35 protein-coding genes are annotated in these 24,785 nt (G+C 45.6%); 6 read left to right on the top strand and 29 right to left on the bottom strand.

Going from position 1 to position 24,785, the window contains the following annotated elements; all coding sequences use genetic code 11:
- Nucleotides 1–3 precede the first annotated feature (3 nt).
- From ACFFJH_RS18600 to ACFFJH_RS18470, 27 genes are all read right to left on the bottom strand, one after another.
- A complete protein-coding gene (locus ACFFJH_RS18600; protein WP_390214575.1) occupies nt 4–303 on the bottom strand; it encodes a phage tail assembly protein in 300 nt (99 codons plus the stop codon).
- A gap of 86 nt (nt 304–389) precedes the next feature.
- Nucleotides 390–899 carry a phage major tail tube protein gene (locus ACFFJH_RS18595; protein ID WP_390214544.1) on the bottom strand — a complete coding sequence of 170 codons (510 nt, stop codon included), beginning with the start codon at nt 897–899 and terminating at the stop codon, nt 390–392.
- A gap of 91 nt (nt 900–990) precedes the next feature.
- Entirely contained in the window at nt 991–2,163 is a 1,173-nt protein-coding gene (locus tag ACFFJH_RS18590) for a phage tail sheath protein (RefSeq protein WP_390214542.1), read from the bottom strand.
- A 56-nt stretch (nt 2,164–2,219) separates the two neighbouring features.
- On the bottom strand, nt 2,220–2,852 hold the full coding sequence (locus ACFFJH_RS18585) for a hypothetical protein (RefSeq protein WP_390214540.1): 633 nt from the start codon (nt 2,850–2,852) through the stop codon (nt 2,220–2,222).
- Nucleotides 2,853–2,855: 3 nt separating this feature from the next.
- Entirely contained in the window at nt 2,856–4,058 is a 1,203-nt protein-coding gene (locus tag ACFFJH_RS18580) for a hypothetical protein (protein WP_390214538.1), read from the bottom strand.
- A 15-nt stretch (nt 4,059–4,073) separates the two neighbouring features.
- On the bottom strand, nt 4,074–4,337 hold the full coding sequence (locus tag ACFFJH_RS18575) for a hypothetical protein (protein WP_390214536.1): 264 nt from the start codon (nt 4,335–4,337) through the stop codon (nt 4,074–4,076).
- A gap of 13 nt (nt 4,338–4,350) precedes the next feature.
- Entirely contained in the window at nt 4,351–7,596 is a 3,246-nt protein-coding gene (locus ACFFJH_RS18570) for a DUF4815 domain-containing protein (RefSeq protein ID WP_390214535.1), read from the bottom strand.
- Between the two features lie 20 nt (nt 7,597–7,616).
- Entirely contained in the window at nt 7,617–8,114 is a 498-nt protein-coding gene (locus ACFFJH_RS18565) for a hypothetical protein (RefSeq protein WP_390214534.1), read from the bottom strand.
- 12 nt (nt 8,115–8,126) lie between these two features.
- Nucleotides 8,127–9,065, bottom strand: coding sequence for a phage tail protein (locus tag ACFFJH_RS18560; protein WP_390214532.1), 939 nt, complete (start codon nt 9,063–9,065; stop codon nt 8,127–8,129).
- Complete coding sequence (locus ACFFJH_RS18555; RefSeq protein ID WP_390214530.1) at nt 9,062–9,898, bottom strand: baseplate J/gp47 family protein; 837 nt, start codon at nt 9,896–9,898, stop codon at nt 9,062–9,064. The genes ACFFJH_RS18560 and ACFFJH_RS18555 overlap by 4 nt, the downstream gene beginning before the upstream one ends.
- The gene (locus ACFFJH_RS18550; protein ID WP_390214529.1) at nt 9,895–10,245 is read right to left on the bottom strand and encodes a GPW/gp25 family protein; all 351 of its coding nucleotides are present in this window, start codon (nt 10,243–10,245) and stop codon (nt 9,895–9,897) included. Before ACFFJH_RS18550 ends, ACFFJH_RS18555 begins: the two co-directional genes overlap by 4 nt.
- A gap of 18 nt (nt 10,246–10,263) precedes the next feature.
- A complete protein-coding gene (locus ACFFJH_RS18545; RefSeq protein ID WP_390214527.1) occupies nt 10,264–10,530 on the bottom strand; it encodes a PAAR domain-containing protein in 267 nt (88 codons plus the stop codon).
- Nucleotides 10,527–10,997, bottom strand: coding sequence for a phage baseplate assembly protein V (locus ACFFJH_RS18540; protein ID WP_390214526.1), 471 nt, complete (start codon nt 10,995–10,997; stop codon nt 10,527–10,529). Before ACFFJH_RS18540 ends, ACFFJH_RS18545 begins: the two co-directional genes overlap by 4 nt.
- A 113-nt stretch (nt 10,998–11,110) precedes the next feature.
- Nucleotides 11,111–11,473, bottom strand: coding sequence for a hypothetical protein (locus ACFFJH_RS18535; RefSeq protein WP_390214524.1), 363 nt, complete (start codon nt 11,471–11,473; stop codon nt 11,111–11,113).
- A 13-nt stretch (nt 11,474–11,486) separates the two neighbouring features.
- Nucleotides 11,487–11,777, bottom strand: a complete 291-nt coding sequence (locus ACFFJH_RS18530; RefSeq protein ID WP_390214523.1) for a hypothetical protein — start codon at nt 11,775–11,777, stop codon at nt 11,487–11,489.
- A gap of 279 nt (nt 11,778–12,056) precedes the next feature.
- Nucleotides 12,057–12,341: a HigA family addiction module antitoxin gene (locus ACFFJH_RS18525; protein ID WP_390214522.1), complete on the bottom strand. Its 285-nt coding sequence runs from the start codon at nt 12,339–12,341 to the stop codon at nt 12,057–12,059.
- Nucleotides 12,342–12,350: 9 nt separating this feature from the next.
- On the bottom strand, nt 12,351–12,629 hold the full coding sequence (locus ACFFJH_RS18520; protein ID WP_390214520.1) for a type II toxin-antitoxin system RelE/ParE family toxin: 279 nt from the start codon (nt 12,627–12,629) through the stop codon (nt 12,351–12,353).
- A 66-nt stretch (nt 12,630–12,695) separates the two neighbouring features.
- Nucleotides 12,696–13,172 (bottom strand): phage virion morphogenesis protein, encoded by a 477-nt coding sequence (locus tag ACFFJH_RS18515; protein ID WP_390214518.1) that lies wholly within the window; start codon nt 13,170–13,172, stop codon nt 12,696–12,698.
- A gap of 10 nt (nt 13,173–13,182) precedes the next feature.
- A complete protein-coding gene (locus ACFFJH_RS18510; protein WP_390214516.1) occupies nt 13,183–13,665 on the bottom strand; it encodes a phage tail protein in 483 nt (160 codons plus the stop codon).
- Nucleotides 13,649–14,173, bottom strand: coding sequence for a lysis system i-spanin subunit Rz (locus ACFFJH_RS18505; RefSeq protein ID WP_390214515.1), 525 nt, complete (start codon nt 14,171–14,173; stop codon nt 13,649–13,651). Before ACFFJH_RS18505 ends, ACFFJH_RS18510 begins: the two co-directional genes overlap by 17 nt.
- On the bottom strand, nt 14,170–14,670 hold the full coding sequence (locus ACFFJH_RS18500) for a lysozyme (protein WP_390214514.1): 501 nt from the start codon (nt 14,668–14,670) through the stop codon (nt 14,170–14,172). Before ACFFJH_RS18500 ends, ACFFJH_RS18505 begins: the two co-directional genes overlap by 4 nt.
- A complete protein-coding gene (locus tag ACFFJH_RS18495) occupies nt 14,660–14,884 on the bottom strand; it encodes a phage holin family protein (RefSeq protein ID WP_390214512.1) in 225 nt (74 codons plus the stop codon). Before ACFFJH_RS18495 ends, ACFFJH_RS18500 begins: the two co-directional genes overlap by 11 nt.
- Nucleotides 14,885–14,886: 2 nt before the next feature.
- Nucleotides 14,887–15,093, bottom strand: coding sequence for a tail protein X (locus tag ACFFJH_RS18490; protein ID WP_390214510.1), 207 nt, complete (start codon nt 15,091–15,093; stop codon nt 14,887–14,889).
- A gap of 4 nt (nt 15,094–15,097) precedes the next feature.
- On the bottom strand, nt 15,098–15,583 hold the full coding sequence (locus ACFFJH_RS18485; RefSeq protein WP_390214508.1) for a head completion/stabilization protein: 486 nt from the start codon (nt 15,581–15,583) through the stop codon (nt 15,098–15,100).
- A gap of 96 nt (nt 15,584–15,679) precedes the next feature.
- On the bottom strand, nt 15,680–16,378 hold the full coding sequence (gene gpM, locus ACFFJH_RS18480) for a phage terminase small subunit (RefSeq protein ID WP_390214506.1): 699 nt from the start codon (nt 16,376–16,378) through the stop codon (nt 15,680–15,682).
- Nucleotides 16,375–17,385, bottom strand: a complete 1,011-nt coding sequence (locus ACFFJH_RS18475) for a phage major capsid protein, P2 family (protein WP_390214504.1) — start codon at nt 17,383–17,385, stop codon at nt 16,375–16,377. The genes gpM and ACFFJH_RS18475 overlap by 4 nt, the downstream gene beginning before the upstream one ends.
- A 63-nt stretch (nt 17,386–17,448) precedes the next feature.
- Nucleotides 17,449–18,288, bottom strand: a complete 840-nt coding sequence (locus ACFFJH_RS18470; protein WP_390214502.1) for a GPO family capsid scaffolding protein — start codon at nt 18,286–18,288, stop codon at nt 17,449–17,451.
- A gap of 162 nt (nt 18,289–18,450) precedes the next feature.
- Here ACFFJH_RS18470 and ACFFJH_RS18465 point away from each other — a divergent pair, with 162 nt between their 5' ends.
- From ACFFJH_RS18465 to ACFFJH_RS18445, 5 genes are all read left to right on the top strand, one after another.
- Entirely contained in the window at nt 18,451–20,259 is a 1,809-nt protein-coding gene (locus ACFFJH_RS18465; protein WP_390214500.1) for a terminase ATPase subunit family protein, read from the top strand.
- Nucleotides 20,256–21,308: a phage portal protein gene (locus ACFFJH_RS18460; protein ID WP_390214498.1), complete on the top strand. Its 1,053-nt coding sequence runs from the start codon at nt 20,256–20,258 to the stop codon at nt 21,306–21,308. The genes ACFFJH_RS18465 and ACFFJH_RS18460 overlap by 4 nt, the downstream gene beginning before the upstream one ends.
- Nucleotides 21,305–21,514 (top strand): DUF2116 family Zn-ribbon domain-containing protein, encoded by a 210-nt coding sequence (locus ACFFJH_RS18455; protein WP_390214495.1) that lies wholly within the window; start codon nt 21,305–21,307, stop codon nt 21,512–21,514. Before ACFFJH_RS18460 ends, ACFFJH_RS18455 begins: the two co-directional genes overlap by 4 nt.
- Before the next feature lie 92 nt (nt 21,515–21,606).
- The gene (locus ACFFJH_RS18450) at nt 21,607–21,789 is read left to right on the top strand and encodes a type II toxin-antitoxin system HicA family toxin (protein WP_390214493.1); all 183 of its coding nucleotides are present in this window, start codon (nt 21,607–21,609) and stop codon (nt 21,787–21,789) included.
- A gap of 167 nt (nt 21,790–21,956) precedes the next feature.
- Nucleotides 21,957–22,391 carry a type II toxin-antitoxin system HicB family antitoxin gene (locus ACFFJH_RS18445; protein ID WP_390214491.1) on the top strand — a complete coding sequence of 145 codons (435 nt, stop codon included), beginning with the start codon at nt 21,957–21,959 and terminating at the stop codon, nt 22,389–22,391.
- Nucleotides 22,392–22,468: 77 nt separating this feature from the next.
- On the opposite strand, the gene ACFFJH_RS18440 is transcribed toward ACFFJH_RS18445, so the two are convergent.
- Together ACFFJH_RS18440 and ACFFJH_RS18435 are read right to left on the bottom strand one after the other, a co-directional pair.
- Complete coding sequence (locus ACFFJH_RS18440) at nt 22,469–23,080, bottom strand: phage antirepressor N-terminal domain-containing protein (RefSeq protein WP_390214489.1); 612 nt, start codon at nt 23,078–23,080, stop codon at nt 22,469–22,471.
- A gap of 11 nt (nt 23,081–23,091) precedes the next feature.
- A complete protein-coding gene (locus tag ACFFJH_RS18435) occupies nt 23,092–23,382 on the bottom strand; it encodes a hypothetical protein (protein WP_390214487.1) in 291 nt (96 codons plus the stop codon).
- A 61-nt stretch (nt 23,383–23,443) separates the two neighbouring features.
- On the opposite strand from ACFFJH_RS18435, the gene ACFFJH_RS18430 reads away from it, so the two are divergent.
- A complete protein-coding gene (locus ACFFJH_RS18430) occupies nt 23,444–23,566 on the top strand; it encodes a hypothetical protein (protein ID WP_390214485.1) in 123 nt (40 codons plus the stop codon).
- Nucleotides 23,567–24,785: the final 1,219 nt, after the last annotated feature.

Here is a 24,785-nt window from a genome sequence, read left to right as displayed (position 1 = left end):
CTTCTACTCGCGTTGGAATGCCGCTTTGTCCGCTTTCTTGACCAAAAAACCAGCTACCTCGACACCGATTTCTAATAGATCAGCAGGGTCCAATTTGCCTACATCTTGCGTGGTCAAAATAGGCGTTGTGATGCGCGGCAAGACTTGTTGCAAAGCAGTCGTATTCATTTGGCCGAGTTCAACCAGAGAAATACCACGCAGTTCTCCAGCGGATGGTTTGCGGATGCTAATTTGCGTGATGGTCTCAGTACCGCGCTTGATTGGTTCGTCCAGGATGATGACGATTTCATTTTTATGTTGAATTTCATTGTTATCTTTGGTTGCCATGACGTACTTTCTATAATGTGTAAATTGGTAAATATCGCGCTACAGATCGGCGTGAATTTTCGTTACATGCCAATCGCACGACGCATATCAGCAGTGCGATCAACACCACCAACGATTTCGATACCGTTGATGAAGTCAAATTCCATGATGTCTACGCCGTTGACCATCAGTTTGTAATAGCTGCAGGTGGTCTTGAATTTATGCTCGGTCTTATCGCCAACTTTGGCAGTGCCTTGATCAATCTCTTTGTGGCGTCCACGTACCACGATTTCGACTGAATCAACCTCGCCTGTGTCGTCATGTTGGTATGCACCAGCAAAGCGCAATTGCACGGCGTTATGCTGTACAGCGCCATATTGCGCAAGTGCATCGACTACGAGACCGCCTGCAGTCCAATCCATCTCGATCTTTTCATTGTGGTAGTCGATCTCGATAGGGCCGCTCATGCCACCCGCGATGTATTCTTCCATCTTACGAGAGAGTTTTGGCAGTGCGATTTCTGCGACGGTACCAAGATAAGACAAACCGTCATTGAAGAGATTGAAGTTTTTGAGTTTGGCAGGTAAGCCCATGATGTGTACTCCTAAATACTGTTTATGCTGCTTAATAAACCTTGCCCAGATCGGGCAAGGCGGGTTTCATTTCAGTTTGATAACGTGATCTTTAAGCCGTAATGCGCTGCTGAAAATCAGCTAAGTAGCGGTCGGTAATGCGTTGCTGCAATACCAAATCTTCTAACGGTGGGATTGGCGTGTAGTCGTAATCGATATGTAATTGACCGTTGGCCAACTGCTCTTTGGTATTGGCTGCAGGATCGAACCAGGCTTTTGCATCGATCAAATAGCCGGCTGTCTTAAGCTCGCGGAATTTGGCATTGATCGATTCAATCAAGTCACGGACAAGGGAAGGGTGCATAGGCTTGTCTACGTAAGAGAAATGCACATCCGCAATCGTGTCTGCCAGCACTTGCGCGGTGCGTGTGGCTGTCTCAAAGTAGAAGTAACCACCATCTTCAGCAGTGCGAGAACCCCAGAAGCGGAAACCCGACTTATTAATCAAAGTAGTGACGGCCGCTTGATTGAGATAGCCAGCGTCAGTAGCGTTACTTTGCAGATCCCAGAATACATCGCGGGATATGCCAGTAGGACCATTCACAACCACGTTCGACAATGACTTATGCCAGCCGATATCGTTGTCAATCTTGGCACGTAAGCCCAAGGCATACGCAACAGCAGGAATCGAGCTTGCGGAATTGGCGACGTTATCCCAGCTTACAAAGTCAGGCCAGATCACCATCACTTCACGCTGGCCAAAGTCGTCACGGTAGGCGGTCGCTTCTTCTTTGGTTTGCGAACCCCAAGCCGTAATGTAGGCAAATGCGCGTAATTGACTGGCCACTGCGGCCAAGGCATTTGCTGCGGCCTTCGTATCAAGCCCTGGCATGCCTAAAATGCGTGGTTTGATACCGAACTTAGCCTGTGCATTCAACAGCGCCTTAACGCCTGTGTATTGGCCGCTTTGTGTCACTGTACCGATCACGTTGGTAGTTTGCTCTGCTTCGTCGTCACCTTCAGCAACGCGTACCACAATCGTCACTGGATTGGTCTGCAGTGAGATCGCTTGCAAGGTACGTTTCAGGGTGCCTGTGGTACCCGCTTTGCCAATGGCCGTTTGAATGTTCGTGATTAATACTGGAATATTGAGTGGAAATGCGCCGGCATCGGCGTCATCTGAAGTAGCAACCAAGCCGATGACAGCTGTGGAAACGGTACGAATGGGCAGTGTGCCTTCGTTGATCTCTACGACGCGAACGCCATGGTGATAAGTGGTGGTCATTGTGGATCCTTCGATTATTGGTTGATGAAAACTGCTCTAAGGGTTAAACGATTGGGTTAGGCTAAAATCTCGGCTGCTCTACCTGGTGCGAGCAAGCCAGCAATTTCTAGTGCTTCCAAGCCTGGTATTGCTTGATTGCGGATAACCCATTCCCCGTTTTCCATGCGCAGTAACCAAGCTTTCAGCGTTGCATTTGTTTCTGCGGCCGCTACAATGTTGACGGTTTCTAATTCAGTAAAACGGTCTAAAAACTCGCCACGGGTTAAGCGCATTGCTGGGCTGACATTCACGTTAACTGACCAAGTGAATGCTTGCACTTCTTCGATGGTTGCTAATTGATTTAACGACACTTCAGCAGCATCAGAAGATCGACGGATGGACTCACGCTCAGCTAATACGTGATCGATGTCCGATAAGGTTCCCCATCCACCCTGATCACGCTCTTTGGCGCGCTGCAGTTTCCAGTCGGTTGCCTCAATCAGCTTTTGTGCCATGAGTTTGATTTTGACGATGCCTTGCTTTTTTGCCTTAGCCAGTAGAAGCGAAAGATCAAGCGAGGCGATATCATTGGCAACAACATAGCAATCTAAGTTGTCTTCAATAAAATCTTCCGGTACATCGGGGCCATTGGCCAATGGGTCATTGGTGTAGCCAATAATTCCACCTTGTTCATTGATAACAAACTTCATTTGTTAAGCCTCCATTTGTAAATAAGAGTAGTTCGCTCTGTTGAAACCAGATCCTGCACCTGTATAGGTAGACGTGATTTCAAGTATTGATGCTTTAGATCGACTAGATCCCGGCAAATATGGGGAGCTGACTGTGTAAAGCGTATTGACTGGCTCGGTTAGAGAGTTAACTGTGCCTGCGCCATTTATGTATTTGTAGCTGGTGTTTCCGCTTGTTGAACCGTCAGCCGCATACACACGGAGAATCCACACTTTCTTGCTTAATTGAATCGCTGGATATTCTGGATAAAACGTCAGCTGAGTAGAAATCGAAAGTAGGTATGTTCGAGCAACGTCGAGTAAAACAGCGATAGCATTCGCGCTATTCCACAACAGTAGTCGGTTTGAATAACTTGTAAAAACCGCTGCCAGTGCTACATTGCTTTGGGCTAAAAGTCCTAGCGCTGCAGTATGTGTCGAGATTGTGGTCATCGCGCCATTGTTTGCTGACAGCGCTGCCATATCATTGAAGTCTGATGCATTGAGGCCAGCTGTGGCAGCGATTAATTTTGCCATGACCATCGAAATTGTTTTTGCTATGTCAAATGCGACAGCAATCGATGTTGAAAGCGATCTTGCCGTGGCATTTGAGGCGATTGCATTGACATCATTTGCAAGCGCAAAAAGCGATGCGATATCGGCATAGTTGGCTGGATTTTTTCCTGCATAGCCTGCGATTAATTTCGCTAAAGCTGTATTGTTTATTTTGATCGATGAAAATAAATTGCCGTTTGTCGTACCTATTGTTGTTCTTGCGGTTTCACTGCTAGCGAGTGCATTCATCGCCGTGTTGCTGCTGACGATGATATTGATTGCTGATGTTTCGGCATTGATCAACTTGATCCATTCCGCCGATGCGCTAATCGCAGCCATCGTTGATGGACTTCTCGCAATCACAGTCATGACCGCGGTATTCTTGATGATATTGATTACATGGGCATAGGAATCAGGATCAAGGGCAAGTTCATCTAATTCCGCACCACTCAAATTGTCGATGATTGCAAGCGTGTCAACGCTAACGGGATTGATTTGATTGACTGCATCGAGTTGTTTAATGAGCGCACCAGCAATCAACAGTTGTTCATCTGTTGAAGTATTGACGTCAATTTGATTTAAACGAGACTGGATCTTTGCCAGAAATGTTTTTCTGAAATTAAGAATAGACATGGAGTATCCCTAGCTTTATAGATTTGAATAAGTGAGCGCTCTGATGTGCGAAATCTCACTCTGCATTTGTTCTGCTACAGAAATGGGCAATTTTTGATTGAGCTCTAACTGCATCGCAGCAACTGTTGTTTTATCTTCTTTGATGTTGCCCAGTGCTGCTACATCACTATCGATATTGCGCATTGCCTCGCGGATCCGCTCTACATCATCAACACCGCTATTGTTGTGATGTGGCAGTGGATAGTCTCTGTTCGCTGTTTTTTCGTCTGTCACTGACATGGTCACACCTTTTCTATATCGAAATTACGCGAAGATTTTTTAAACGAGGTCGGCTAGCTGTATTGCCACTAAATGTGATGCGCGAGCGGAATCGGGTTGCGTCAAAGTTGGCTTTTTCGTAGGTCAGTTCATGCCAGTCATTGGCAATTTGCCGACTGGATACGTACGGCACCGCGACGTAAGAAGGAGGGGCGTTACCTATAGTTTCTTCAGCGATATCGATGCTCATGTTCGAGCCAGCTGGTAGGTTCGCTTCAACGACGATTCTTGCTCTGACATCATCGCCGCCTGGGATTAATCGGCTGATGTAATCGCCTTGATTGGCGACTGTCCCAGCAACCAAGGTTGCGCCTGGGTGCAAAATTGGCGAGAGCTCTACCGTTCCAGTCAATTTTGCACTTACGTTGAATCGTCCACTGATCACTTCGGAAAGCTTTACCGGCTGCCCTTGATCAACGTTGATCGCAGATCCATCAGGTAACGTGATCTGATATTCAACGCGTGTTTGTGCGCTGGGTGTTTCTGCCAGCATGAGTAACATTAAATCGGTCACATTTACCAGGTCGACGCCACCTAAATCGATGGTGCGTGTAGGTGCTGTGTACGATGAAGCAAGTAGACGAAATGCTAGATCGCGATCTTGGTGGGCGTTCCATGTGCTTGCATTCGATGATGAAAGGAGTACGCCAACAGTATAGGGCTGGCTGGTTACCCACTCATCGCGGTGGTCGTCATATTTGCCCAATTCCGCGACCGCGACAGCAGTTGTCGCATCATCACACATTAATACCAGGGCATATTCGACGTTTGCATTCAGAAAGACTGGGCGCTCAAATGCAATCGCTGTGACAGCACCGCTGATGTCGAGTTGTGATGCGTCCACTCGGCCTTGTGCGATCACGTTTTGATTCGGCATTCCCGAAGATGTTTCGCGAATTTGCACAATTAAGCGGGATGTTCCTTTTGCCGTGAACCAGCATTCGACTGCGGACACCTGGCGTGAGTTGGCCAAAGTAAATGTTTGAGCAAGTGGATCCGCACGCAGGTTTTGACCAACGAATACGCTATTAAATGTGAGCCAGCCTGATGATCTAACCGTGACGATTTGCTGCACGTTCGTAACAACAATGCCAATGCCAGAATAGATTGCTACGCCGTAACTGCTGTTGGTGCCAAGAAATTCGACACGTTTATTCCCTGCTGAAACTTTAGCGGGGATTGTGAACTGTCCGGAAATGGTTCCTTGGTTGTATGCGAGATTTGATACAGCGACAGTAATACCGTCAAAACGAACGACTTGCAATTGTTCGTTTTGGTCGAAGCCATCAATCGTAAATTCGACAGTTGTTTGACGTAAAAATTCAGCAGGTTTATTGCTGGTATTGAGGACTCTGGTCACGTCATTGACTGAGTTTTGTTCTATCTGATTGTTGACGACACTACCAAACAACCTCGCATCATTTGTTTCGACAAATCGATCCGCACCTGATACGTTTTGAGTAATGTTTTGGGTTGTTGGACTGGTCCATTCTGTGACGACTTCAGTCCAGCGGTCCACGCTTGGTTTTAACTTGATTTCCGCGGGTAGTGGATCGAAAGACATGTACGGATTAATCTTCATCGATCCGGTGCGCATCGGTTGTTCTAAGATCGACAGAGTGGCAAAGTTAAGCGATGCTGGGGCGCTAATATCTGCAGACAATCCATAAGCTGTTGTTGAGACTGGCAGCGTGAGTTCACCCGAGAAAATAGCCCCAGTTTGTGCCAATCCCTGATCGCGCATCGAATCCGAAACGAAGGGATCAACAAAGATCCCACGCTTGGCGCCAGCCTCAATCATCTGCGAACTAGATTCAAGACGTTGCTGAGCCATGAGCTCAGTCAGATAATCAAGACGTCGGCTATACGCTTCGAGGGTGTCCATCGATACAACACGGACAGCATCATTGAGCAATTGGCGGTTGGTACGCCAACTTTGATAGATGCTAGCCAACGACAATAAACTTGCCGGCACGGATGGCGCACTTGGTGCGCGGTCTGCTGCAATACCTTTAAGCCAGATTAAACCACCGTTGCTATCTAGGCAAAGGCGATCAATTCTTGGCAACATGCGGTTGTAGCTCACCAAAATAGCGGTACCAACAATCGCGCCTTCAACGGTAAATCCATCCGGATCAAATGCTGCAGGTGCCAATTTTTTTAAATATTGATACGTGACTTTGTAAGTACTGCCCGTGGCCGGTTCTGCACCTGCAGGTGTCCAATCGATTTGCTGCGCTGTTAGTTTGTAGTCAGTGTTGACTTGAAAAATAGTCGCACCTTGTTTGACTTCCAAGATAGATAGCACAGAATTATCTTCGAGTGGATCCATCGCGCCAGTGAAGCCGCCATGCGCCACATCAATCGTCTTTTGCGCAATGATCGTTACTTCGACTACGTTTGCGGCGGGTGACTTGTCAAAATTGACGCGCTGAATACCCACTGTCGTTGATTGATGCGGTTCGTTTTCGATATAGCGGAAGTCTGGCAGCGCGTTATAAACGACACGGCGACTAGTGCCGATCTCTACACCGAAACCAGATACCCGGGCACGACCTTCAGAGACCGAGTACACCTGTTCGCCCGAGATCAGATCATCGTTTTTAGTGACGGTTAAACCGGATACAGCGTAAGTTCCACCGCTTGAATCGCGATCGTAGCGTGCGAGCGCTTGTGTTACGCCATCGAGCTGCGGTGGAGGTTCTTTGCTGCGTACGGCCCCATCATCCACGGTGTACACCGGAAAGAACTTGCCAGTTTGATTGTCACCAGCAAAACCCCATACGAGAACTTTTTTTAATCTGGCCGCGCCTGGCTTATCGTATCCGCGAGTATTTAATGCGCGATTACGTAAGCTAGGATCTTCAAATTCTGTGATGATCGATTCTTGCAAATACACACCGACAGAGACAATGCCCACAGTCGATATTTGCAATGTTGCTGGTGCAACCCCACGCACAGTGCCATCAACAAACAGCGCGCCCGATTCGCAAGTTGTTTGTCCAGTCAGTTGATCGACGATAATTCTGGCATCGCGAATGAGTGCACCGTCTTTAAGTAAGACATCGGCAATATTACGAATCCGTGTTTGTAAGTTGCTTTCAAGCTCATTTAGTTCGTCCGACTGAATAACTTTATCCGAACGAAATAGGATCGTATCAAAACCTTTTTCTGGATTGAATCGATTCAAGTAATTAGGCAAATTAATATTTTGGTCCATTATTTTCAAGTCCCTAAAACTTAGAACGGTAAAACGTAGCGATAGATTTGTTCTGTTGCACCGGAACGAATCAAACGTGGAATGTGATCTAGCATGTAAAGGCGTCCAGCCTGGGTGACTTGATCGGGCGTAAAGTAACGCTGCCCGATTGGCAAGTTGGCTTGTGTTTGCGTCCCAATAAACATACCGAGCTCGCGAATACTTTCTCCAATGCCATCGCCAAAATCGAAAACAAATTCAACGAATACCCAGCGACTGGGCGTTTCTACGATGCGATATAAGTCGCCACCTGGTACTTGAATGGTGTTGATCGCCTGCGGGTCAGTTTCTGGAACGACAAAGTGTTTTTGTGATGCGACACGACGCCCAATTTCATCAACGAGCTCAGTCGCGGTGATGGGTTCTGGTTGTGCCAGGTTGTCCCATGCGGCTAAGCCACGCCCCCACGCTAGGTGCAGTGGTCGATTTTTAACGAGCTCTGCTAACTCGATGCGACCTTGATCTTCTAAAACTGCCATGTTGTATCCTTTCTAATTACTCGGTACTGCAATTAATGGGTAGTAGATGGTCCATCGGTGTTGCCACTGATCTGACCATGTATAAATTGGCAGAGGTCGTTGCATAACGACGGTTGATGTCACGTAAGTGATGCATTCAACTGGTGCAATTGCAGAGATCATTGATGTGACAGCAATCTGACGATCGCGATGTAAAACGATGACCGGATCAAGTGCAGGTTGATTGACAGATCCGATCGTTAAATCGCTAATGCTGACAATGCTGTTTAACCTGATTTCGCTGTCCAGTAGCCAACTGTCCAACTGCATCAATGAATCATCAATGACAATTGTTAAGAGTCGTTCTCTGTAAGTGACGATGGGCTGCAACATTGGAGGCGCTGCAAGTTCTACCGTCTTTGTTGAACCAAACGATAACTTGACGCCATCGGTCGATGGATCACCCATCCAGACACCCGAATCATCGTCAAATAAGCATTGATCAAAGTAGCTAACATCGAATCGACCCGCTCTTAGGTCTAGACCATGATGCAAGCGATAAAAACGCGCATGCGCTGGCAATGAGCTGTTGACGACAGTTTGAATATTGTCGAGATCTAGATCCGCTTCTAGCGTTCCAGGATCAATATGAACTAGAAATTCGTCTTCTTCCAATGTTGCATTGTCGTAGCCAAGCCATTGCAATGATTCGGAAATAGACAGCAAAGAACCACGATGAAACAACCAAGGCAGGCCAGCATCAATGAGATCCTGCTGATGATCAAAGTAAGGTGTAAATTTGCTTAGCTGCCATTCTGCTGCGAGCCATGGTAAGAAATTGATTGGCATTGACGCATACGTGTTCTGTGGTGAATCACAGAGCACATCGATAGCTTGGCGAGGGCAAACACGAACTAGATTAAGTTCTAGTTCACTAGCATTTGGTAGTAAAAGTTGAGCGATGTCTGTCATTGGACACCACCGTCGATTATGTTAATTTGCCCAGGCATCGCATATTCATCAAAAGCAATTTGATATAGGTCTGGCTGTGAATCGCCATATTCAACGCGACTGATGTACGGTTGATGCAACACCGATGTAATCCAAGATAAAGGAATGTTCTTACCTAGCTTTGCATAGCTGGCAAGCCGCTCTATGAAGATACGGTGAACTTGCACGGATAAATCAACCGGTGCGGCCGGTTCTCGATAAACCGTCGCGGTAAAGTCAATTGCTTTAAGCTTCGCCGTTGAGATCAAGATTGATATCCCTACAGGCTTCGCGTTGGGTTCATTCATTGCTGCTGTAACGAGTGATTCTGTTGCTTCTACTTGTGATTGGTCGCTTAGCCAAAGAATCAGCCCGACAACACCGGGTGCGAATAAATAGACGTTGCTGTCCCTTACATTGCTGCTTGCTGTCATTGCGATCAATTTATATTGTTCAGCGGTGCCATTGCCAGCGAGCGATGCAATACGATATTGAATGCGTTGGCGATAGCGATCATCGCTTTCGTCGGCAAGTCTGGCCAAATCATAGAACGCACCTTTATGATCTAAATCTGTGCCAGTTGCGTAGGCCAATAGATTCGATCTTGCAGCCTGATTGATGCGCTGGCGCAGTAGCATTTCACGATAAGCAAAAACTTCAAGCTGCTTGACGAGGGGTTCCGACACTAAGTTAATGACGTTCGCAAGATTTGGCTGACGTTGAAGTAATTCTTGTTTATGCGCATCCACCAAGCTATCAAAGCTGAGCTCTTCAATGACCGTAGGTGCTGGCAGTTTGCTTAGGTCGATGCTCATAAACCTCCCCGTAAAGTTAGATCGAGATTGAGCGATACATCAGTTAACTGGCTACTTTGCAGAACGTAGCCAGTGAGCGTGATGATTAAACGACCTGGTGTGTTTGCTCTTTGTGCTTTGATGTGCGTTAGCTTTAGACGTGGCTCCCACTTGAGTAAAGCCTCGGCCGTTGCTGCGAAAATGCGCACTTGTGTAGTGCCATTGTCAGGTTGATCAATGAGCTCAAATAACATGCTGCCGTAATCCCTGCGCATAACGCGGGTTCCGATTGGTGTCGACAAAATGTCAGCGATACTTTGACGCAGGTGTGCAATCCCTGATAGCGACTTCCCTGTGTTTTTGTTCATTCCTGCCATCATTGATCCTTACGCGATGGAAAACCAAGTACGACCAGTGCTTGCATGACCACAGCTTGCTTTGTGCCCTTGACGACAAACGGGAATGCCATTGAGTTTCATCCAGCTAGAACCTTCAGACATGATTGGCGCCATATGTGGTGCTTTGCCATGCGGTTGAACTGCATCACCGAGCAGTACTACTTCACTTCCTTCAACGTAGAAGAAATGTTGACCGCCTGCGAATTGCATTCCGCCTGCTGAATCTTTCAGTTTGACGGTAATGCCGTTACTCATGACTGCACCCCATCAAATCGAGGTGTAGTGAGTGTTGTACCGTCGGTGGTCATTTCTAGTGTGGTGGCGCCAATATTTATCGTTACTTTTCCGTTACTTGGCAAAGTGATTTTGTAGTGACTATCTTCATGGTTGTAGTCAAAGATGGCACCGTCTTTGTATTCTGTGCGTGTGTTGTCTGGGTTGTCGTCGGGCGCTTGGTTATGCTGGCTGTTGATGCCAACCAAGACCGCACCAGCGCCTAAATCCCCACTGGGTGAAAACACGATGCATTGTTCGCCTTTGGTGGTCGGTGACCATGTTTTTGTGTCGCCTGCACGAAGCGTGAAAACTGGTAACCAATCTGTGACGATCTCGCCAAGTGTGACGCGCACATGTGGTTGTTTGCTGTGTCGAACGTCAAAAATCGTACCGATTCGTACGATGTTTTCTAGTCTGCGGGAGAGGTCGGCAAGATTGAAGTTCATGCCGTTGATGATGACGTGACCTAATCACTAGGTCACGTATCGAGAGGTTAGTATGGCGCTTAGCAACTCAGACTTTTTTACGCGCGCGTGAAGCTTGAGATTTAATGGCTACCTCATACCAAATCATTTACAGCATCCCAAATAGCCGCATGGCGCTCTTGAAGTGGTTGCAGCAAAACATAAACGGCCTGTGGCGATATTAGTTGATCGCCGCAATTACGTAGGTAATCGAGAATAATCGTCAATGCTTGATCGGTCACGGCCATATCGTTGCTGATGTCGGCTATCTCAGTGAGGTTGAAGCTGACGTCACGTAGTTCATTGATCACGCTATCAAAATCAAGCGCAGTCAAGGTATCGTTTTGCACGCCGTATAAGGGTGCTAGCTTGTTGTCCAACGCATTTAAGCGTGTCACTGCGTTTGAGGGGAAGCGGCTACGTTCAACGATTTGGTTAAAGCGAATATGCGATGTCATGATGAGCCCCTTATTAACGTGCGGCCATGAAGTTACCCAACAAACCGCCTGCAATGGCACACAGTTTGGTGTACTCACCAATTAGGCTGCCTGCGATTGTTGCTTGCCATTTTCCCTCATTAAAACTAATCACAATGGCGCCCTCGATGTCGCCATTCAATGCTTGCTGACGTGCTTCTGCCATGACAGTGGCGACATGAAGGGGGTGTGCTGGCAAAGGAGCAATAGGGGGAACTAGACTTAAAACGGGTGCTTTGAAGGTAGAACGTGGGGATTTTTTAGGGCGTGTGGTTTGAGCATCCATGATGGACTCCTGTTTGTTAAGTTGAATTAACACCCCTGTTGAGAGGGTGGTCGGGTACTTCAACACCGCAAACAGACGGCTCGCAGCTTTCCCCTTGCGGGTCTTGTATCGCTGCGCACTACCCGACCATAGGAAAGCTATGGACGTAAAAAAACCACGATGTCGGACGCGAGTGGTTGGCCGCTGTTTGATGGTGTGTTGAGCACCGTTGGTAAGAATAGGGGAAGTGTTTGGATTTGGCAAGCGGTAAATTTTGATCGGATTTACCGCTTCGATGATTTAGGCTGCCAATTGCTCAAATGGCTTGATGGTAGGACGCTTTTGCTGGCGTGCTTGCCATAGGTCATAGTCTCTTTGCATCCCAAGCCACATGCTGGCGCTGGTGCGTAGCGCTGCCTCTAAGCGTAGTGCCATGTCGGCGGACAAGTCACTTTTGCCGTGTAATAGGCGCGATAAGGTAGTGCGATCAATGCCTAGGTGTCTAGCAACCTCACTGACCGAGTGGCCTTCTATGTATTCTTGTAATACTTCCCCAGGGTGGGGTGGGTTAAATTGGGTGGGCATGGTGTACTCCTAATGATAATCCTGATAATCCAATAAAATGACATCAGTTCCTTCAAATTTGAACGTCAGGCGCCAATTGCCGTTGACAGTCAGTGACCAGTGGTTTTGCAGTTTGCCTTTGAGCGAGTGCAGGCGCCAACTGGGTGCATTGAGATCTTCCGGTCTGATGGCTTGATTGAGTGCTGCCAGTTGTAATCTTAGCTTATTTGCATGATGTGCTTGTATTCCTGACTTGGTACCAGTCTCGAAAAATAGTTGTAAGCCTCGATGCGAAAATGATTTAATCATGGAATAAGTGTAGCGCATTGCGCCACAGTTGACAAGCTGGTTTTGATTGATGACTTGGTTGTCTTCTTATAGGTGACGTGTTTGTTCAAGGTGCTTGAGCATTGAATCGCGCACTTTTTCTTTTTCTACGTCACTTAGTCCTAGCAATTGCCGTTTTTCATAGACGACTTCGGGGCCGTTCTGACTGACCTTATCTTTTAGACCGAATTGATGTACCCGCGCAATTCTTGCTACTCTGGCGAAGAATCCAACTCCAATTTGATTTTGGTCTGCGGTGACGCGGAATGATTTTGCTTGTGTGATTTTGGTGAACATAGCCGCTTTTTTCTTTTTGATACGGCCTTGCTTATCTCTGAGCTTTTTACGGTTTTTGCGTGGGGTATAGGGGCTGGCATCAGGTGCGAGTTGGGCTTTGATGCGTTGCTGTTGACTGCGGCGTAAGTCACGTGCAACTTGCATATTGATAGAGCGACGTGCTGACGGTTCTAACTTGCTTAGTAACGCACCAGCCCATCGCTCTAGTGATTTGAGATCATCGCTCATCTAATTTTTGTTACGTCGTGCCTGATAGTCGCCATTGCGCAAGTAAATTATCACCGGAATATAGCTGCCAGAAATCTTGGTCGAAGTTGGGTGTTTGAATTGCCTCGCCAGCGTGCGTGATCTGTAATCCATTAGCAACCTTGTTCACGATGACGCGCTCACTCAAATCAATTTCCAGTGATAAGTCGATTGATTCATGATTATTAAAATCGACTGAAAATCGGATGCCATTTGCGCGTTTGTCGGGGTTGGCCAACAAATCAGGCTGATGATGCTGCAGCCATGCCAAAAGTGGCACCATGATCGCATCTGAATCACCTGTATAGTCTGTAATGATTAGATTGAGTCGATAGTTGTACTCGAATGACAGTGATTCTGTGCCTGTGCCAACTACTTTTCCTTCATCAGCAAAAACCAGCAATTTATCCGGATTATCTTTTAAATCTGGGTTGGCTTCAGTGATGTGCTTGCGCAAACTATTTGGTTTGTACATTGTAGCGGTCTCGTACGAGGTTGTAGGCGTCAATGCAGGCGTTGTGGTTTCGGATTGCTTCGTCTCCTTCGTCTGCGATGGCTGTAAGAGCTGATCCTGCCGCTGGCGTAAGTTCGGCTCGCGTTTCGTACCGATCGATTTGTCCAGGGGCGGAATCTGTGCCGTTGGCGATTCGACTACACGAACTGACGACGGGGATAGACAAGCGGATAGTGCCATTGCGCACGCCAGCGATAAAAATGTCACGCTTAGTTTTTTCATATGCTAATTCCTTTCGGTGTTCTTCGTTGAGGGTGGATAAATCCTTGTCGAGTCGTGCTTCTTTTTCTAAAACTTTTTCTTTTAGTTCGGAATAGCGTTGACGAGCGATATCGGTGGCGCGTTCATTTTCCGTTACGGCATTGTCGTATTCTGCATAGAGATAGATCGAGACCCCCACGATGACAATCAGCATGATTAAAATCTGCTTAATTTGGATGAATTTTTCTGTGTTGTTTGATGTGTTCATGTTGGCTCCATTAAACATAATTGACGTTCTGCATGACGTCGTCTTACAAGACCTTTCAACTCGATACCACCTGCTTTTGTCCACCCCAATAATTGATTACAAGCGCCTGTGTAATCCTTAGCATTGATTTTTGTGACTAGTGTTGATGGTCTACCAGATTTCAATTCGCAAAATCCGTCTTTTATGCCTTTTTTTCCTCTGCCAACGTTAAAAGCAAAGGATGTGAAAGCAGACTTTTGATTGCTGTTTAAAGGCACCGTGACGCAACTTTCGACTACTTTTGCGGCTTCTAATAGATCGGCCACTGTTTTTTCATCGCACTCTTGCAGTGTCGCGACTTGACCGAGTTTTACCCCTTTTGTATGACCTCTGCAAATAGTGGGTATGCCAACTGGATCGAGATATGCTGGTAGTCTTGTACCTTCAAAGAGTGCAACGACTGGCAGTGCAGCAACGATGCCTGCGGCCGCTAATTTCCGTTTTAGTTCAGGTAACATGATGATCACCAGTAGCTTTGGACATTTCCCGCTTTTTCTTTTCTAAGTAGGGCGTTATGAATTTGTCGCGAAGCGTTGAAATGATGAGTAATACCGTATAGATGATTGTCAGTATTAGGACCCATTGATCAAGCGGAATACCGAACAAGTAAATTGTGCTGATGGTGATTGGTAATACAGCTTTAACGGTTTCTTCGACAATATGCTGTGACATGCTTAATCCCAAAGGTTGATCATTTTTAATTCTTGTGTGACAGGTATTAGATCTGGTAAAACAATCGTAGTGCCTTGTTCCAAAATGCTGCCGGACTTGCTCACATGTGGATTGAGTTTGATTGTTTGTTCAACGACACCGTTGGTCTTTCCGAAAACGCGCCAACAAATTAAATCCAATGTGTCGTGCTGATTTGCAATCACTTTCATTTTGCTAGATCAGTTCCACTGTTGAACGATTGCGCCCAACTAAGTCGGAGATTGCCCATTGCGCATTCCGACGACACTCATCAGGACCAGTTGATAAGAACTCAATCATCTTTTTATCGTCAAGTGACGATGCGGTTGTATCGTAGTCTTTGTAGCGCTCAATCAAATCTGCTTTAGCGATGCTGTACACGGCTCGCAGGTAATGAGAGGTCAAGACACTTTCATCCGCAATCGTCTCGCTAGGTACGTCGCTTAGCTTTGAAAATCCCAGTTCGACTTTGCTTGCTTTAAATGTCGATAATTGCTGATTGACATGAATGATTGCCTGGGTGGCTGCATCCACTAAGCGCGGGGTGGTGATTGTTGAGTCGATACGCATGCGATCGCGCATAGCAGCGATATTAATGTCGGGAAAGAAGCCGTTATTTGCGATGGTAGCTTGGCTATTTCCTGTGTTTTGATTGCTTGCGTTTGCAATAAATGATGACATGCCGAATTCTCATAAAAGACGGCGGTGGGCGGGTTTCATACAGACATGGCTAATAACTGTAATCAACCCGCGCCGCCGTGCGCCGAGGGGTGCTCTTTATCCTGGTGTCGCTTTTTTAATGCGACGCTCAAGGCGTTCAATGTCTTTCTTTACACCGATGCTTTCAAAGAGGGCTAATGCCTTGTTGAACTCAGTCAGTGCTAATTGTGCTTGTTCCACTTGCTCAGGCAATAGATCCTCTTCACCAAGCGGTTGAACATAGGCATAGGCTAAGGCTTTATGTAATTTCGCGCGCGCCTGGTCTGGCGCATCTTTATCTGCAGTTAAAAAATCAACCGCTTTAAGAACATTGACAGCATCAGCGTCGATCTTTTCTGCTTTGATGTACGCATCCGGAATTTCATCTAGCAATAGCGTTGCCAAGTTTCGGTTGTATTGGTCTGGCAATGGCATGTCGTGTTGCATCATGTAGTAAGCAATCTGCAATGCGCGCTGAAAATCACCGATATCGATGTGCCAAACCAGTAAAGTTGAGACGATCATGTCTTGAGCGCCGTTGCCTTTGCTGATGGCAGCATCGAGCCAATCTTGATAACCTGCGACCAATTCGCGTTTCAACTCAATTTTTCGTTGAATGGATTGAATTGACTTTAATTGCTGGCGGTCGGTCGCCAGCTTGATTAACATGAGTTCGTAGGCGCTTCCCGACACAACACCGCCGTGTGTTGATTGTTCAGCCGCTTTGACTGACAACACACGTTGGCGATGCTGTTGCGCTGGACTTAGCCGGCTCATGGAGCCTCAACGAATTCAATGTTTTCGATGAGTGCAGCCATGCCGAAATCTTCTACTACGTAAGCATCGTTAGATGATTCGTAGTTTTCAACGCGATCACGTTTTGGGTTGTCTATCAAGCTGCGACGACGCGCTTCTTCTTGGAAGTAAATAGACAAGTTGTCCATACGTGTAATCAAAATCGCGTTAGAAGGCATGAACGGAACTGTTACCGCTTGCAGGCCGCCTAAACGTTTTTGACTGATGATGATGTCGGAAGCGAGTGTTTCTGTCGCAGCCTGATCTTTATTCACGAGTGGGAAGTACTTGTCATGCATCAGTTCACGGCCAACGATTGCTACTAAGTTGCTGTCTTCACGGAACCATGGATCAAGCAATGTGATTGCATCAAATACCGCCGCATCAAGGTTTTTATAGTCACCAGTAGCGCCAATTTTGATTTTGTTGGGTGTTGCACCGCTATCCATGACGTTTTCTGGCGCTTCATTGCGCATTTGTTGCAACCAGCCGATATTTACATCTTGCAGCAACGGATTCGTTACGATATTTGTAGTGGCTGCTGCACTGATACCGTTAAAACCAATCATGATGCGGTCTAACGCTTGCTGCTGAACAATAACGTTTGCGACACGACTTTGGAAGTCAGGAAACTTCGCCCATGCGTCCAATTTGGCGTATGGAATATGTGTGTCAAAGTCAGTTTTGTAGCATTTGTACTTTTGATCTTTTAAGCCACTTAGATCACGCGTTTGTCGATCCGCGTTTGTTGTATTGGTGCGCCCAGCAACGGGGCCCGATACGCCTAAGCGCAACTTTTCGCCTTCCATTTCTGCTACACCAATGACATTGATACTCTTCAAGAATGCGCTTGATTCTTGGATTGCCGTTTCCAATTTTTGTTGGATCGTAGGCGCCACGCTAAAAGTGGCGGTGACGTTATCTACACCATTCAATGTGCCGATGCGTGCGAGTAATTGGCTGTAGATGGTGCGTGTGAAATTCTTCATTCGTGTTCTCCTGATTGATTCGGATGTAATGTTTGAAACTAGGTTTTATACAAAATGACTGACTTAGAATTCGGTCTGAGTACCGCCTGAACCACCATCTGATGGAGGTCGGTTGGAATCATTGCCAGGTTGTTTTTCTAATGCGGATTTAAATTCAGTAAATTTGTCGGTCACTGTTTTTAAGTCAGATTGGAGTTGTTTTACTAAGTCGCTTTGTGACTTGAATTTTTTGTCTTGCTCTACCACGTGTTCCAGTAGCGATTCCATTGCGTCTTGTACATCATTGAAACGCTGATCATCGGTTGCGGATTTTGTGGAAAATGTTTTGATCAAATCTTTTACTTTGGACATGAACTTATTGTCTTCTGTCGTCACTTCTTCAAATTCCAATTGGATTTCGACAGCTTCAGAGAACAAATTATTTGCATCTTGTTTACGTGCTGAGAATGGGTTGCTATTCGGCTGTTGTGATGCAAAGCTGAGAACTTCAGTACCGAGGCTTGCTGGGCTATCTGTAACGCCTAAACCGACTAGGTAAGCTTCGTTGGTATCAGCGAATTTCTCGTTAATTTCAACGCTCGTATAGATTTTTTGCTTCGCTTTCGTCATGGCGATTAAATCGTCGGTTGGTTCGATTTGTGCGAAGAGTGCGAGTTTTTTGGTGCCGCCGATATTGACCTCTTCGGCCTTGACAGCGATCACATCACCATAGGCGCGGAATGAACTTTCAGGTAGTACACCGCGAATATGTTCTAACCAGATTCGGGCGCCATATTTTTGTGGATCAAAGTTTTTTGCCATTTGTTGAATCCAGCTACGTTCGATCTTTCGACCATCTGTAGTGGCACCCTCAACGGCGACGCGGAACATTTTTGATTTGTATTTCTTGGCTGTAGTTGACATAGGATTCGCTCTGGAAGTTAATCGAACAAAATTGATAATCTAAGGACTCAGACTTCATAGTCCGCTTGTCTCGATTTGCATTCAATAATTCCAGCGTTGATATAAAACTTATCAACCCAGCCGATTATCTTTCGCGCGCGTGTAGGCTCTACGCTTGCTGTCATGATCGCTGATGACGTTTTAATTCCTGACACGGAAACAGAAAATATTGAGGAGGACGAAGATTCGTTTACGGATCTTCGAAAAGCTGCACGCCGCTTGTATTGGGAAGGCTGGCGTGTGTCATCTATTGCGCGACATTTAAAAGTCAAACGCCCGACAGTTGAATCGTGGAAGCAAAGAGACGAATGGGACAAAGCGCCTGTCATTGAGAAGATTGAAGCTACTCTCGAATCGCGACTAGTGCACCTTATCGCTAAAGAAGCTAAGACAGGTGGCGATTTTAAAGAGATCGACCTGTTGACTCGGCAGGTTGTACAAATGGCGCGTGTGCGTCGTTATGAAGCACCTGGTGGCAATGAAGTTGACTTAAACCCGAATTTAGCGAAACGGAATGAGGGGCCAAAGCGCAAACCAACGCGAAATGATTTTAGCGATGAACAAAAAGACCAACTGTTAGAAGCTTTTCGCGACTCGCTTTTTGACTATCAAAAAGTGTGGATGCGCAATGGTCACCAGCGTACTCGAGTCATTTTAAAGTCTAGGCAAATTGGTGCCACTTGGTACTTTGCGCGTGAGGCGTTAGCTGATGCGATGGAAACCGGCCGTAATCAGATTTTCTTATCAGCATCGAAAGCTCAGGCACATGTATTCAAGCAGTACATTATTCAGTTTGCTAAAGAGGCGGCGAATATCGAGTTGACTGGTGACCCTATTGTTTTACCAAACGGTGCACATCTTTATTTTCTCGGTACCAACGCACGCACGGCACAGGGATATCACGGCAATTTCTACTTTGACGAATTTTTCTGGACGCATAAGTTCCAAGAATTGAACAAAGTTGCATCTGGTATGGCTTTGCATAAGCAATGGCGTAAGACTTACTTTTCTACGCCATCGAGCATGTCGCATGAGGCCTATCCTTTCTGGTCGGGTGATTTGTTCAACAAACGGCGATCTAAAAAAGACCAGGTGCAGATTGATATCAGTCACAAGCGCTTATCAAGTGGCTTTACTGGTGAGGATAAGATCTGGCGCCAGATTGTCACTATCTTGGATGCCGAGCGCGGCGGTTGCGATCTATTCGATATCGATGAACTTCGCAATTACGAATATAGCCCCGATCAATTCGACAATTTACTGATGTGTAATTTTATTGACGATACACAGTCAGTATTTCCTTTATCTGCTTTGCAGAAATGCATGGTCGACTCTTGGGTTGAATGGAATGACTTTAAACCATTTACCGAACGGCCATTCGGAAGTAGGCCTGTTTGGATTGGCTACGATCCTGCATCAACTGGTGATAGTGCTGGAATGGTGATCGTGGCGCCACCACTTACCCCAGGTGGGAAGTTTAGGGTTTTAGAGCGTGTTCAGTTTCGTGGAATGGATTTCGCTGCACAAGCGGAACTAATACGTCAATCAACTTTACGTTACAACGTCGAATATATCGGGATCGATGCAACGGGCTTAGGTGACGGTGTATTTCAGATCGTGCGCAATTTTTATCCTTCAGCCGAAAAAATTATTTATAGCTTGGAAGTCAAATCGCGCCTTGTTTTGAAAGCGAGGGATGTCATCGATAAAGGACGTTTGGAGTTCGATGCAGGGGCTACTGATTTGATGCAAGCCATGATGGCGATCAAAAAAACCATTACACCGAGTGGACAGCACGTTACTTATTCTTCCGGTCGAAATGAAGACACAGGACATGCTGATCTAGCATGGGCGCTCATGCATGCGCTTGATCATGAACCATTGGACGGTGGCGTACAAAACAGTCAATCATTTATGGAGATTTACGAATGAAAAAGAAACGCTATGGATTCAATAGCACCACTAGTACTGATATTCAATCAGCAGCGCCCAAAACGACAAAAATTGAGGCTTTTAGTTTTGGAGACCCAACACCTGTTTTAAACAAATCATCAATTCTTGATTACATCGAATGCTGGAAGAATGGGAAGTATTACAATCCGCCGATCTCTTTTGATGGGCTGGCAAAGTCTTTTAGAGCTAGTGTGCATCACAGTAGCCCGATCTACGTAAAGCGCAACCTGCTCAGTGCTACGTTTATTCCACACAAGCTGCTTTCAAGAGAAAATTTCGCTCGTTTCGTGCTCGATCAACTGATCTTTGGTAATTCTTATTTGGAGCATATTAAAAATCGACTTGGCGGTAACTATGGTTTAAAGCCAGCATTAGCAAAGTATGTGCGGCGAGGTGTCGATAATTTGAATCAGTATTTCTATGCTCAAGGGCACGCGAAAGATCATGAATTTCATGAAGGGTCGATCTTCCATTTGATCGAAGCTGACATCAACCAAGAAATATACGGTTTGCCCGAGTATCTAAGCGCATTACATTCTGCATGGTTAAATGAATCAGCAACGTTATTCCGTCGTAAGTATTACGAGAATGGATCACATGCTGGCTTTATTTTATATATGACAGATGCCGCACAAAATCAGGACGACGTTGACGCGATGCGTAAAGCGTTACGTGATAGCAAAGGCCCAGGCAATTTCCGTAACGTTTTTATGTATGCGCCCAACGGTAAAAAAGACGGACTGCAAATATTGCCAGTGTCTGAAGTAGCTGCAAAGGATGAGTTCTTCAACATCAAATCAGTGACACGAGATGACATGCTGGCCGCGCACCGTGTTCCCCCTCAATTACTTGGCATCGTGCCAAATAACACCGGAGGCTTTGGCGCCGTTGAGCCAGCTGCCAAAGTATTTGTACAGAACGAATTAGAGCCGCTACAAGCACGTTTTATGCAATTGAATGAATGGATAGGGGAAGAGGTAATTAAATTTAACCCATACGGTTTGGCTGAAGCGGGAGACTCCAAATGAGCGACATCGTTGATAACTCAAATGTGATTGTCGATATGTTCACCGACGCAGCTTTGAAACTTGCACGGCAGGATCACTTCATCAATCGAGATGGACACTGTTTATTTTGTGATGAGTCCATTGAGCCAAGTCAGCTATTTTGTAATCGCGACTGTCGTGATGACTATGAAAAAGTAGAGAGGTTGAAACGGATTCAGGGCAAGTAGATAAATAAATACACACAACTACACATTTTTGTTGTGCTTATGTGTGTTTGTGTGTATGATTACACACATGCAAAACTTTTATAAGGAGATGCATGACTTCCAATGAGTTAATTAAACAGCTTAAAGATGCAGGATGGTTCGAAGTTCGATGTAAAGGTAGCCATCATCAATTTAAGCATCCAACTAACCCGCTTTTAATCACAGTAACACACCCCAAAAAAGATATGCCGTTAGGAACACTGAACGATATCTTGAAGAAAGCGGGATTAAAGTAATAGAAATAGCCCAAGAGTCTTGGGCTATTTTGACAGCTAAATTAACTATGTGAATGCATGTGTTTCAATCAAATATAACGTCAAATAGCACCTATGAAAAGTGCGTCTATCGTTATACATAAACCGTGAGCTAAGCGGACATAAACGGGTGTAAAAAGGAGTATAAAATGGAAATTGCGGTCGTCATCCATAAAGATGAAGGAAGCGTATATGGTGTTACAGTGCCAGACGTTCCCGGATGCTATTCTTCAGGTGAAACAATCGACGAAGCGATGGAAAATGTAAGAGAAGCGATTTATATGCACGTCGAGTATTTGTTAGAGACTGGTGATCAGTTCAATATTGAGCCTTCAAAAATCGAAGATCTGACAAGCAATCCTGATTATCAAGGCGGTATATGGGCATTTGTTAATGTCGATATGGCAAAGCTGGATCCTAAGCCAGAACGCGTTAATATCAGTGTGCCTCGATTTGTATTAAGTAAAATCGATGACTTTATTAAACAAAGACATGAGACACGTTCCGGATTTTTAGCGCGTGTTGCCACACAAGCGATCAAAGAAGAATCTAGGAAGGCAGAGCGTGAACTAGTTGATGCCTAGTCACTCTGATTGATCATTAAAAAAGCCCCGAGGTTCGGGGCTTTTTTACATCTGTAAATTGGGGCAGTGAATAAAATTTACGTCAGTGCAGGCAACCTAGTGGGCCAAGAAAAATCATTTAGCTCTGGTAAATCTTCACCTAGAACATCAGAGATACGACGCAAACTAATAAACAGTCCAGCACGTTCAGCTGAACAATCACTTTGACGTATTTGGCGCATCAGTTGCCGCTTCTGCTCTTGTAAAGTCAGAAGGTCACTAATTTTTAGCGGAAGCGTAGAGTTTTCGATTTCAGGGATTGGGTCGCGCGGTGCAAGCAGTTGAATCCGCTGGCCACGTTGGTGTTGTCCTGACCAATAGTTCCACAAGACCGCATCGCACTCTTCTTGATAACGTGCAATTTTGTCCTTTAGATGTGGCGCCACTTTGTTGGGATTAACGCTATAGAGCCATCCAGCAAGTTTGGTTAATGGCAAACAAACCATTTCGTAGGATTTACCATCTTTTCCAGTTGTCACCATTATGGTGACAACTGATTTGAATTTATCCGTGATTTTTCTTTGTTGTACTTGCCATGCCAAGCCCATATTTTCGACAATCGGGCGCATCGCCACGAGCGGTTTTTTATCGTCATCGAGTAATACCAGTGTGTCTCCGTGAAACGGAATATTGATTAATTGTGTGTCCATCTTTCGCCCCCTTAGCGTGGAATAGAAAAATTGCCGAGCAAGCCGCCAGCAATGGAGCAAAGTTTAGCCTGATCGCCTATCAAAGAGCCTGCAATGGTAGCCTGCCAAGAGTTGTTATGAAAGATAACAACCACAGCGCCTTCTATTTCGCCAGCTAAGGCTTTTTGGCGAGCTTCAGCCAGTACGCTGGCAACATGCTGGGTGTGTACAGGCAAAGGAGCAATAGGTGGTACCAGACTAAGGACTGGTGCTTTAAAAGTAGAGCGGGGTGATCTTTTACGAGATGTGGTTTGAGCATCCATGATGGACTCCTAGTGGGTTTAGTTCAATGTTTTCCTCCTGTTCAGAGAGGCGGCCGAGTACTTGAACACTGCCACTAGACAGCTCGCAGCTTTCCCCTTGCGGGTCTTGTATCGCTACGCACTACTCGGCCATAGTAAAACCTATGGGCGTAAAAAAACCACGATGTCGGACGCGGGTGGTTGACCGCTAGTGGAAGGTGTGTTCAGCACCGAAGACAAGCATAGCCTAACAAATAAGGTATTGCAAGACATCATTACACGATGCTATCGGTAAAACAAAACATGCCTTACCGACAGGACATACCGACTATTAATACCACTTTATTGCATCAATTCGGCATTCAAAATCACCACAAGAAACCAAAGAAAATGACCATGCTGGTAGTAAAAAGCACAAGGCTCACAGTAAGCGATAAGCGAGGCCATAGGCGCATGACAAGATAACCGTCACCTGACGTCGGATATTGAAAAAGAATGCCCCTAAGCCTTCAAATTCAGCCTAAAAAACGAGAAAAAATTCTACTTCTAGCCCTTGGCGCGCCACTCGCCCCCCGCCGCGCCCCCGCGCTAAATTAGCTCGTTTTCATTCAAATATTCGGCATGTGATGCGCCTATGGGAGGCGTAGAGAGAAAGTACATAGGGAAAGGTGATGCGAAATGATGCACTCTCCAAGGCTTTTTTAGTGGCTTGGTGAGGATTTTTGTTTCTAAAATTTTTGTGATGTCATTTTTATATATTTTAAAAGACTATTTTCTTATATTCATTAAGAAACTCAATCCACGTGTTTTGATAATACCAGTTGTATTTGTTTTAATTTTTATTTGTTAGTGAATTTTGTGATTTTTAAAGCATTTAAGCCTAGCGTCAGCATCATGTGAAATCTTAGTTGCTTGCTCGGATATAGGGAGGTTGCGGGAAAAAGGTAATCTGAGTAACCACCTATTTTTTAGTGATGTAAGTTGTTGATTTTAAAAAGAATAGTGAGTTACCTTCAATTGGTAACTTGAAGTAATCTAAAAGGTAATTTTTATATAAGTTATTGATTATTAAGGATTTTTAGATCTAGGAAAATCACCTATAAGTAAGGTAATCAGATTACTAAATAATTACTCTAAAATTACCTTTTATACTTTCAGTGAAAGCCTTATTTCATGCGGTTCTTGAGCCATATTCTATTTTAAGTTACTCAAATTACCTTTTTCCCGAGGGGTACTTTATTTTAGAACGACTGTTCATTTAAGTAGCAAAAAGCCTTCTGGCGTGATATTCTCGCGCCCTTGCAATAGATCGCTACATTTGAATATTCAGGTGTGGCCTACTGTGAGGCTTATGTGGCGGGATTTATCCCCAGAGGCGGAGTGTATGTCTCTTATTAAGGGTGCGTGCCCCCGCAACCAGAATT

It is taken from the genome of Affinundibacterium danionis, from assembly GCF_042432465.1.
Taxonomy (GTDB): Bacteria; Pseudomonadota; Gammaproteobacteria; order Burkholderiales; family Burkholderiaceae_D; genus Undibacterium; species Undibacterium danionis.
The sequence above is the reverse complement of the archived record's forward strand: the minus strand, read 5'-3'. Positions and strand labels throughout refer to the sequence as shown.

What these genes read in the sequence shown, in the direction of transcription:
- ACFFJH_RS18595 (WP_390214544.1), bottom strand. Translation starts at nt 899, where the DNA reads ATGGGCTTACCTGCCAAACTCAAAAACTTCAATCTCTTCAATGACGGT.
- ACFFJH_RS18590 (WP_390214542.1), bottom strand. Translation starts at nt 2,163, where the DNA reads ATGACCACCACTTATCACCATGGCGTTCGCGTCGTAGAGATCAACGAA.
- ACFFJH_RS18585 (WP_390214540.1), bottom strand. Translation starts at nt 2,852, where the DNA reads ATGAAGTTTGTTATCAATGAACAAGGTGGAATTATTGGCTACACCAAT.
- ACFFJH_RS18580 (WP_390214538.1), bottom strand. Translation starts at nt 4,058, where the DNA reads ATGTCTATTCTTAATTTCAGAAAAACATTTCTGGCAAAGATCCAGTCT.
- ACFFJH_RS18575 (WP_390214536.1), bottom strand. Translation starts at nt 4,337, where the DNA reads ATGTCAGTGACAGACGAAAAAACAGCGAACAGAGACTATCCACTGCCA.
- ACFFJH_RS18570 (WP_390214535.1), bottom strand. Translation starts at nt 7,596, where the DNA reads ATGGACCAAAATATTAATTTGCCTAATTACTTGAATCGATTCAATCCA.
- ACFFJH_RS18565 (WP_390214534.1), bottom strand. Translation starts at nt 8,114, where the DNA reads ATGGCAGTTTTAGAAGATCAAGGTCGCATCGAGTTAGCAGAGCTCGTT.
- ACFFJH_RS18560 (WP_390214532.1), bottom strand. Translation starts at nt 9,065, where the DNA reads ATGACAGACATCGCTCAACTTTTACTACCAAATGCTAGTGAACTAGAA.
- ACFFJH_RS18555 (WP_390214530.1), bottom strand. Translation starts at nt 9,898, where the DNA reads ATGAGCATCGACCTAAGCAAACTGCCAGCACCTACGGTCATTGAAGAG.
- ACFFJH_RS18550 (WP_390214529.1), bottom strand. Translation starts at nt 10,245, where the DNA reads ATGAACAAAAACACAGGGAAGTCGCTATCAGGGATTGCACACCTGCGT.
- ACFFJH_RS18545 (WP_390214527.1), bottom strand. Translation starts at nt 10,530, where the DNA reads ATGAGTAACGGCATTACCGTCAAACTGAAAGATTCAGCAGGCGGAATG.
- ACFFJH_RS18540 (WP_390214526.1), bottom strand. Translation starts at nt 10,997, where the DNA reads ATGAACTTCAATCTTGCCGACCTCTCCCGCAGACTAGAAAACATCGTA.
- ACFFJH_RS18535 (WP_390214524.1), bottom strand. Translation starts at nt 11,473, where the DNA reads ATGACATCGCATATTCGCTTTAACCAAATCGTTGAACGTAGCCGCTTC.
- ACFFJH_RS18530 (WP_390214523.1), bottom strand. Translation starts at nt 11,777, where the DNA reads ATGGATGCTCAAACCACACGCCCTAAAAAATCCCCACGTTCTACCTTC.
- ACFFJH_RS18525 (WP_390214522.1), bottom strand. Translation starts at nt 12,341, where the DNA reads ATGCCCACCCAATTTAACCCACCCCACCCTGGGGAAGTATTACAAGAA.
- ACFFJH_RS18520 (WP_390214520.1), bottom strand. Translation starts at nt 12,629, where the DNA reads ATGATTAAATCATTTTCGCATCGAGGCTTACAACTATTTTTCGAGACT.
- ACFFJH_RS18515 (WP_390214518.1), bottom strand. Translation starts at nt 13,172, where the DNA reads ATGAGCGATGATCTCAAATCACTAGAGCGATGGGCTGGTGCGTTACTA.
- ACFFJH_RS18510 (WP_390214516.1), bottom strand. Translation starts at nt 13,665, where the DNA reads ATGTACAAACCAAATAGTTTGCGCAAGCACATCACTGAAGCCAACCCA.
- ACFFJH_RS18505 (WP_390214515.1), bottom strand. Translation starts at nt 14,173, where the DNA reads ATGAACACATCAAACAACACAGAAAAATTCATCCAAATTAAGCAGATT.
- ACFFJH_RS18500 (WP_390214514.1), bottom strand. Translation starts at nt 14,670, where the DNA reads ATGTTACCTGAACTAAAACGGAAATTAGCGGCCGCAGGCATCGTTGCT.
- ACFFJH_RS18495 (WP_390214512.1), bottom strand. Translation starts at nt 14,884, where the DNA reads ATGTCACAGCATATTGTCGAAGAAACCGTTAAAGCTGTATTACCAATC.
- ACFFJH_RS18490 (WP_390214510.1), bottom strand. Translation starts at nt 15,093, where the DNA reads ATGAAAGTGATTGCAAATCAGCACGACACATTGGATTTAATTTGTTGG.
- ACFFJH_RS18485 (WP_390214508.1), bottom strand. Translation starts at nt 15,583, where the DNA reads ATGTCATCATTTATTGCAAACGCAAGCAATCAAAACACAGGAAATAGC.
- gpM (WP_390214506.1), bottom strand. Translation starts at nt 16,378, where the DNA reads ATGAGCCGGCTAAGTCCAGCGCAACAGCATCGCCAACGTGTGTTGTCA.
- ACFFJH_RS18475 (WP_390214504.1), bottom strand. Translation starts at nt 17,385, where the DNA reads ATGAAGAATTTCACACGCACCATCTACAGCCAATTACTCGCACGCATC.
- ACFFJH_RS18470 (WP_390214502.1), bottom strand. Translation starts at nt 18,288, where the DNA reads ATGTCAACTACAGCCAAGAAATACAAATCAAAAATGTTCCGCGTCGCC.
- ACFFJH_RS18465 (WP_390214500.1), top strand. Translation starts at nt 18,451, where the DNA reads ATGATCGCTGATGACGTTTTAATTCCTGACACGGAAACAGAAAATATT.
- ACFFJH_RS18460 (WP_390214498.1), top strand. Translation starts at nt 20,256, where the DNA reads ATGAAAAAGAAACGCTATGGATTCAATAGCACCACTAGTACTGATATT.
- ACFFJH_RS18455 (WP_390214495.1), top strand. Translation starts at nt 21,305, where the DNA reads ATGAGCGACATCGTTGATAACTCAAATGTGATTGTCGATATGTTCACC.
- ACFFJH_RS18450 (WP_390214493.1), top strand. Translation starts at nt 21,607, where the DNA reads ATGACTTCCAATGAGTTAATTAAACAGCTTAAAGATGCAGGATGGTTC.
- ACFFJH_RS18445 (WP_390214491.1), top strand. Translation starts at nt 21,957, where the DNA reads ATGGAAATTGCGGTCGTCATCCATAAAGATGAAGGAAGCGTATATGGT.
- ACFFJH_RS18440 (WP_390214489.1), bottom strand. Translation starts at nt 23,080, where the DNA reads ATGGACACACAATTAATCAATATTCCGTTTCACGGAGACACACTGGTA.
- ACFFJH_RS18435 (WP_390214487.1), bottom strand. Translation starts at nt 23,382, where the DNA reads ATGGATGCTCAAACCACATCTCGTAAAAGATCACCCCGCTCTACTTTT.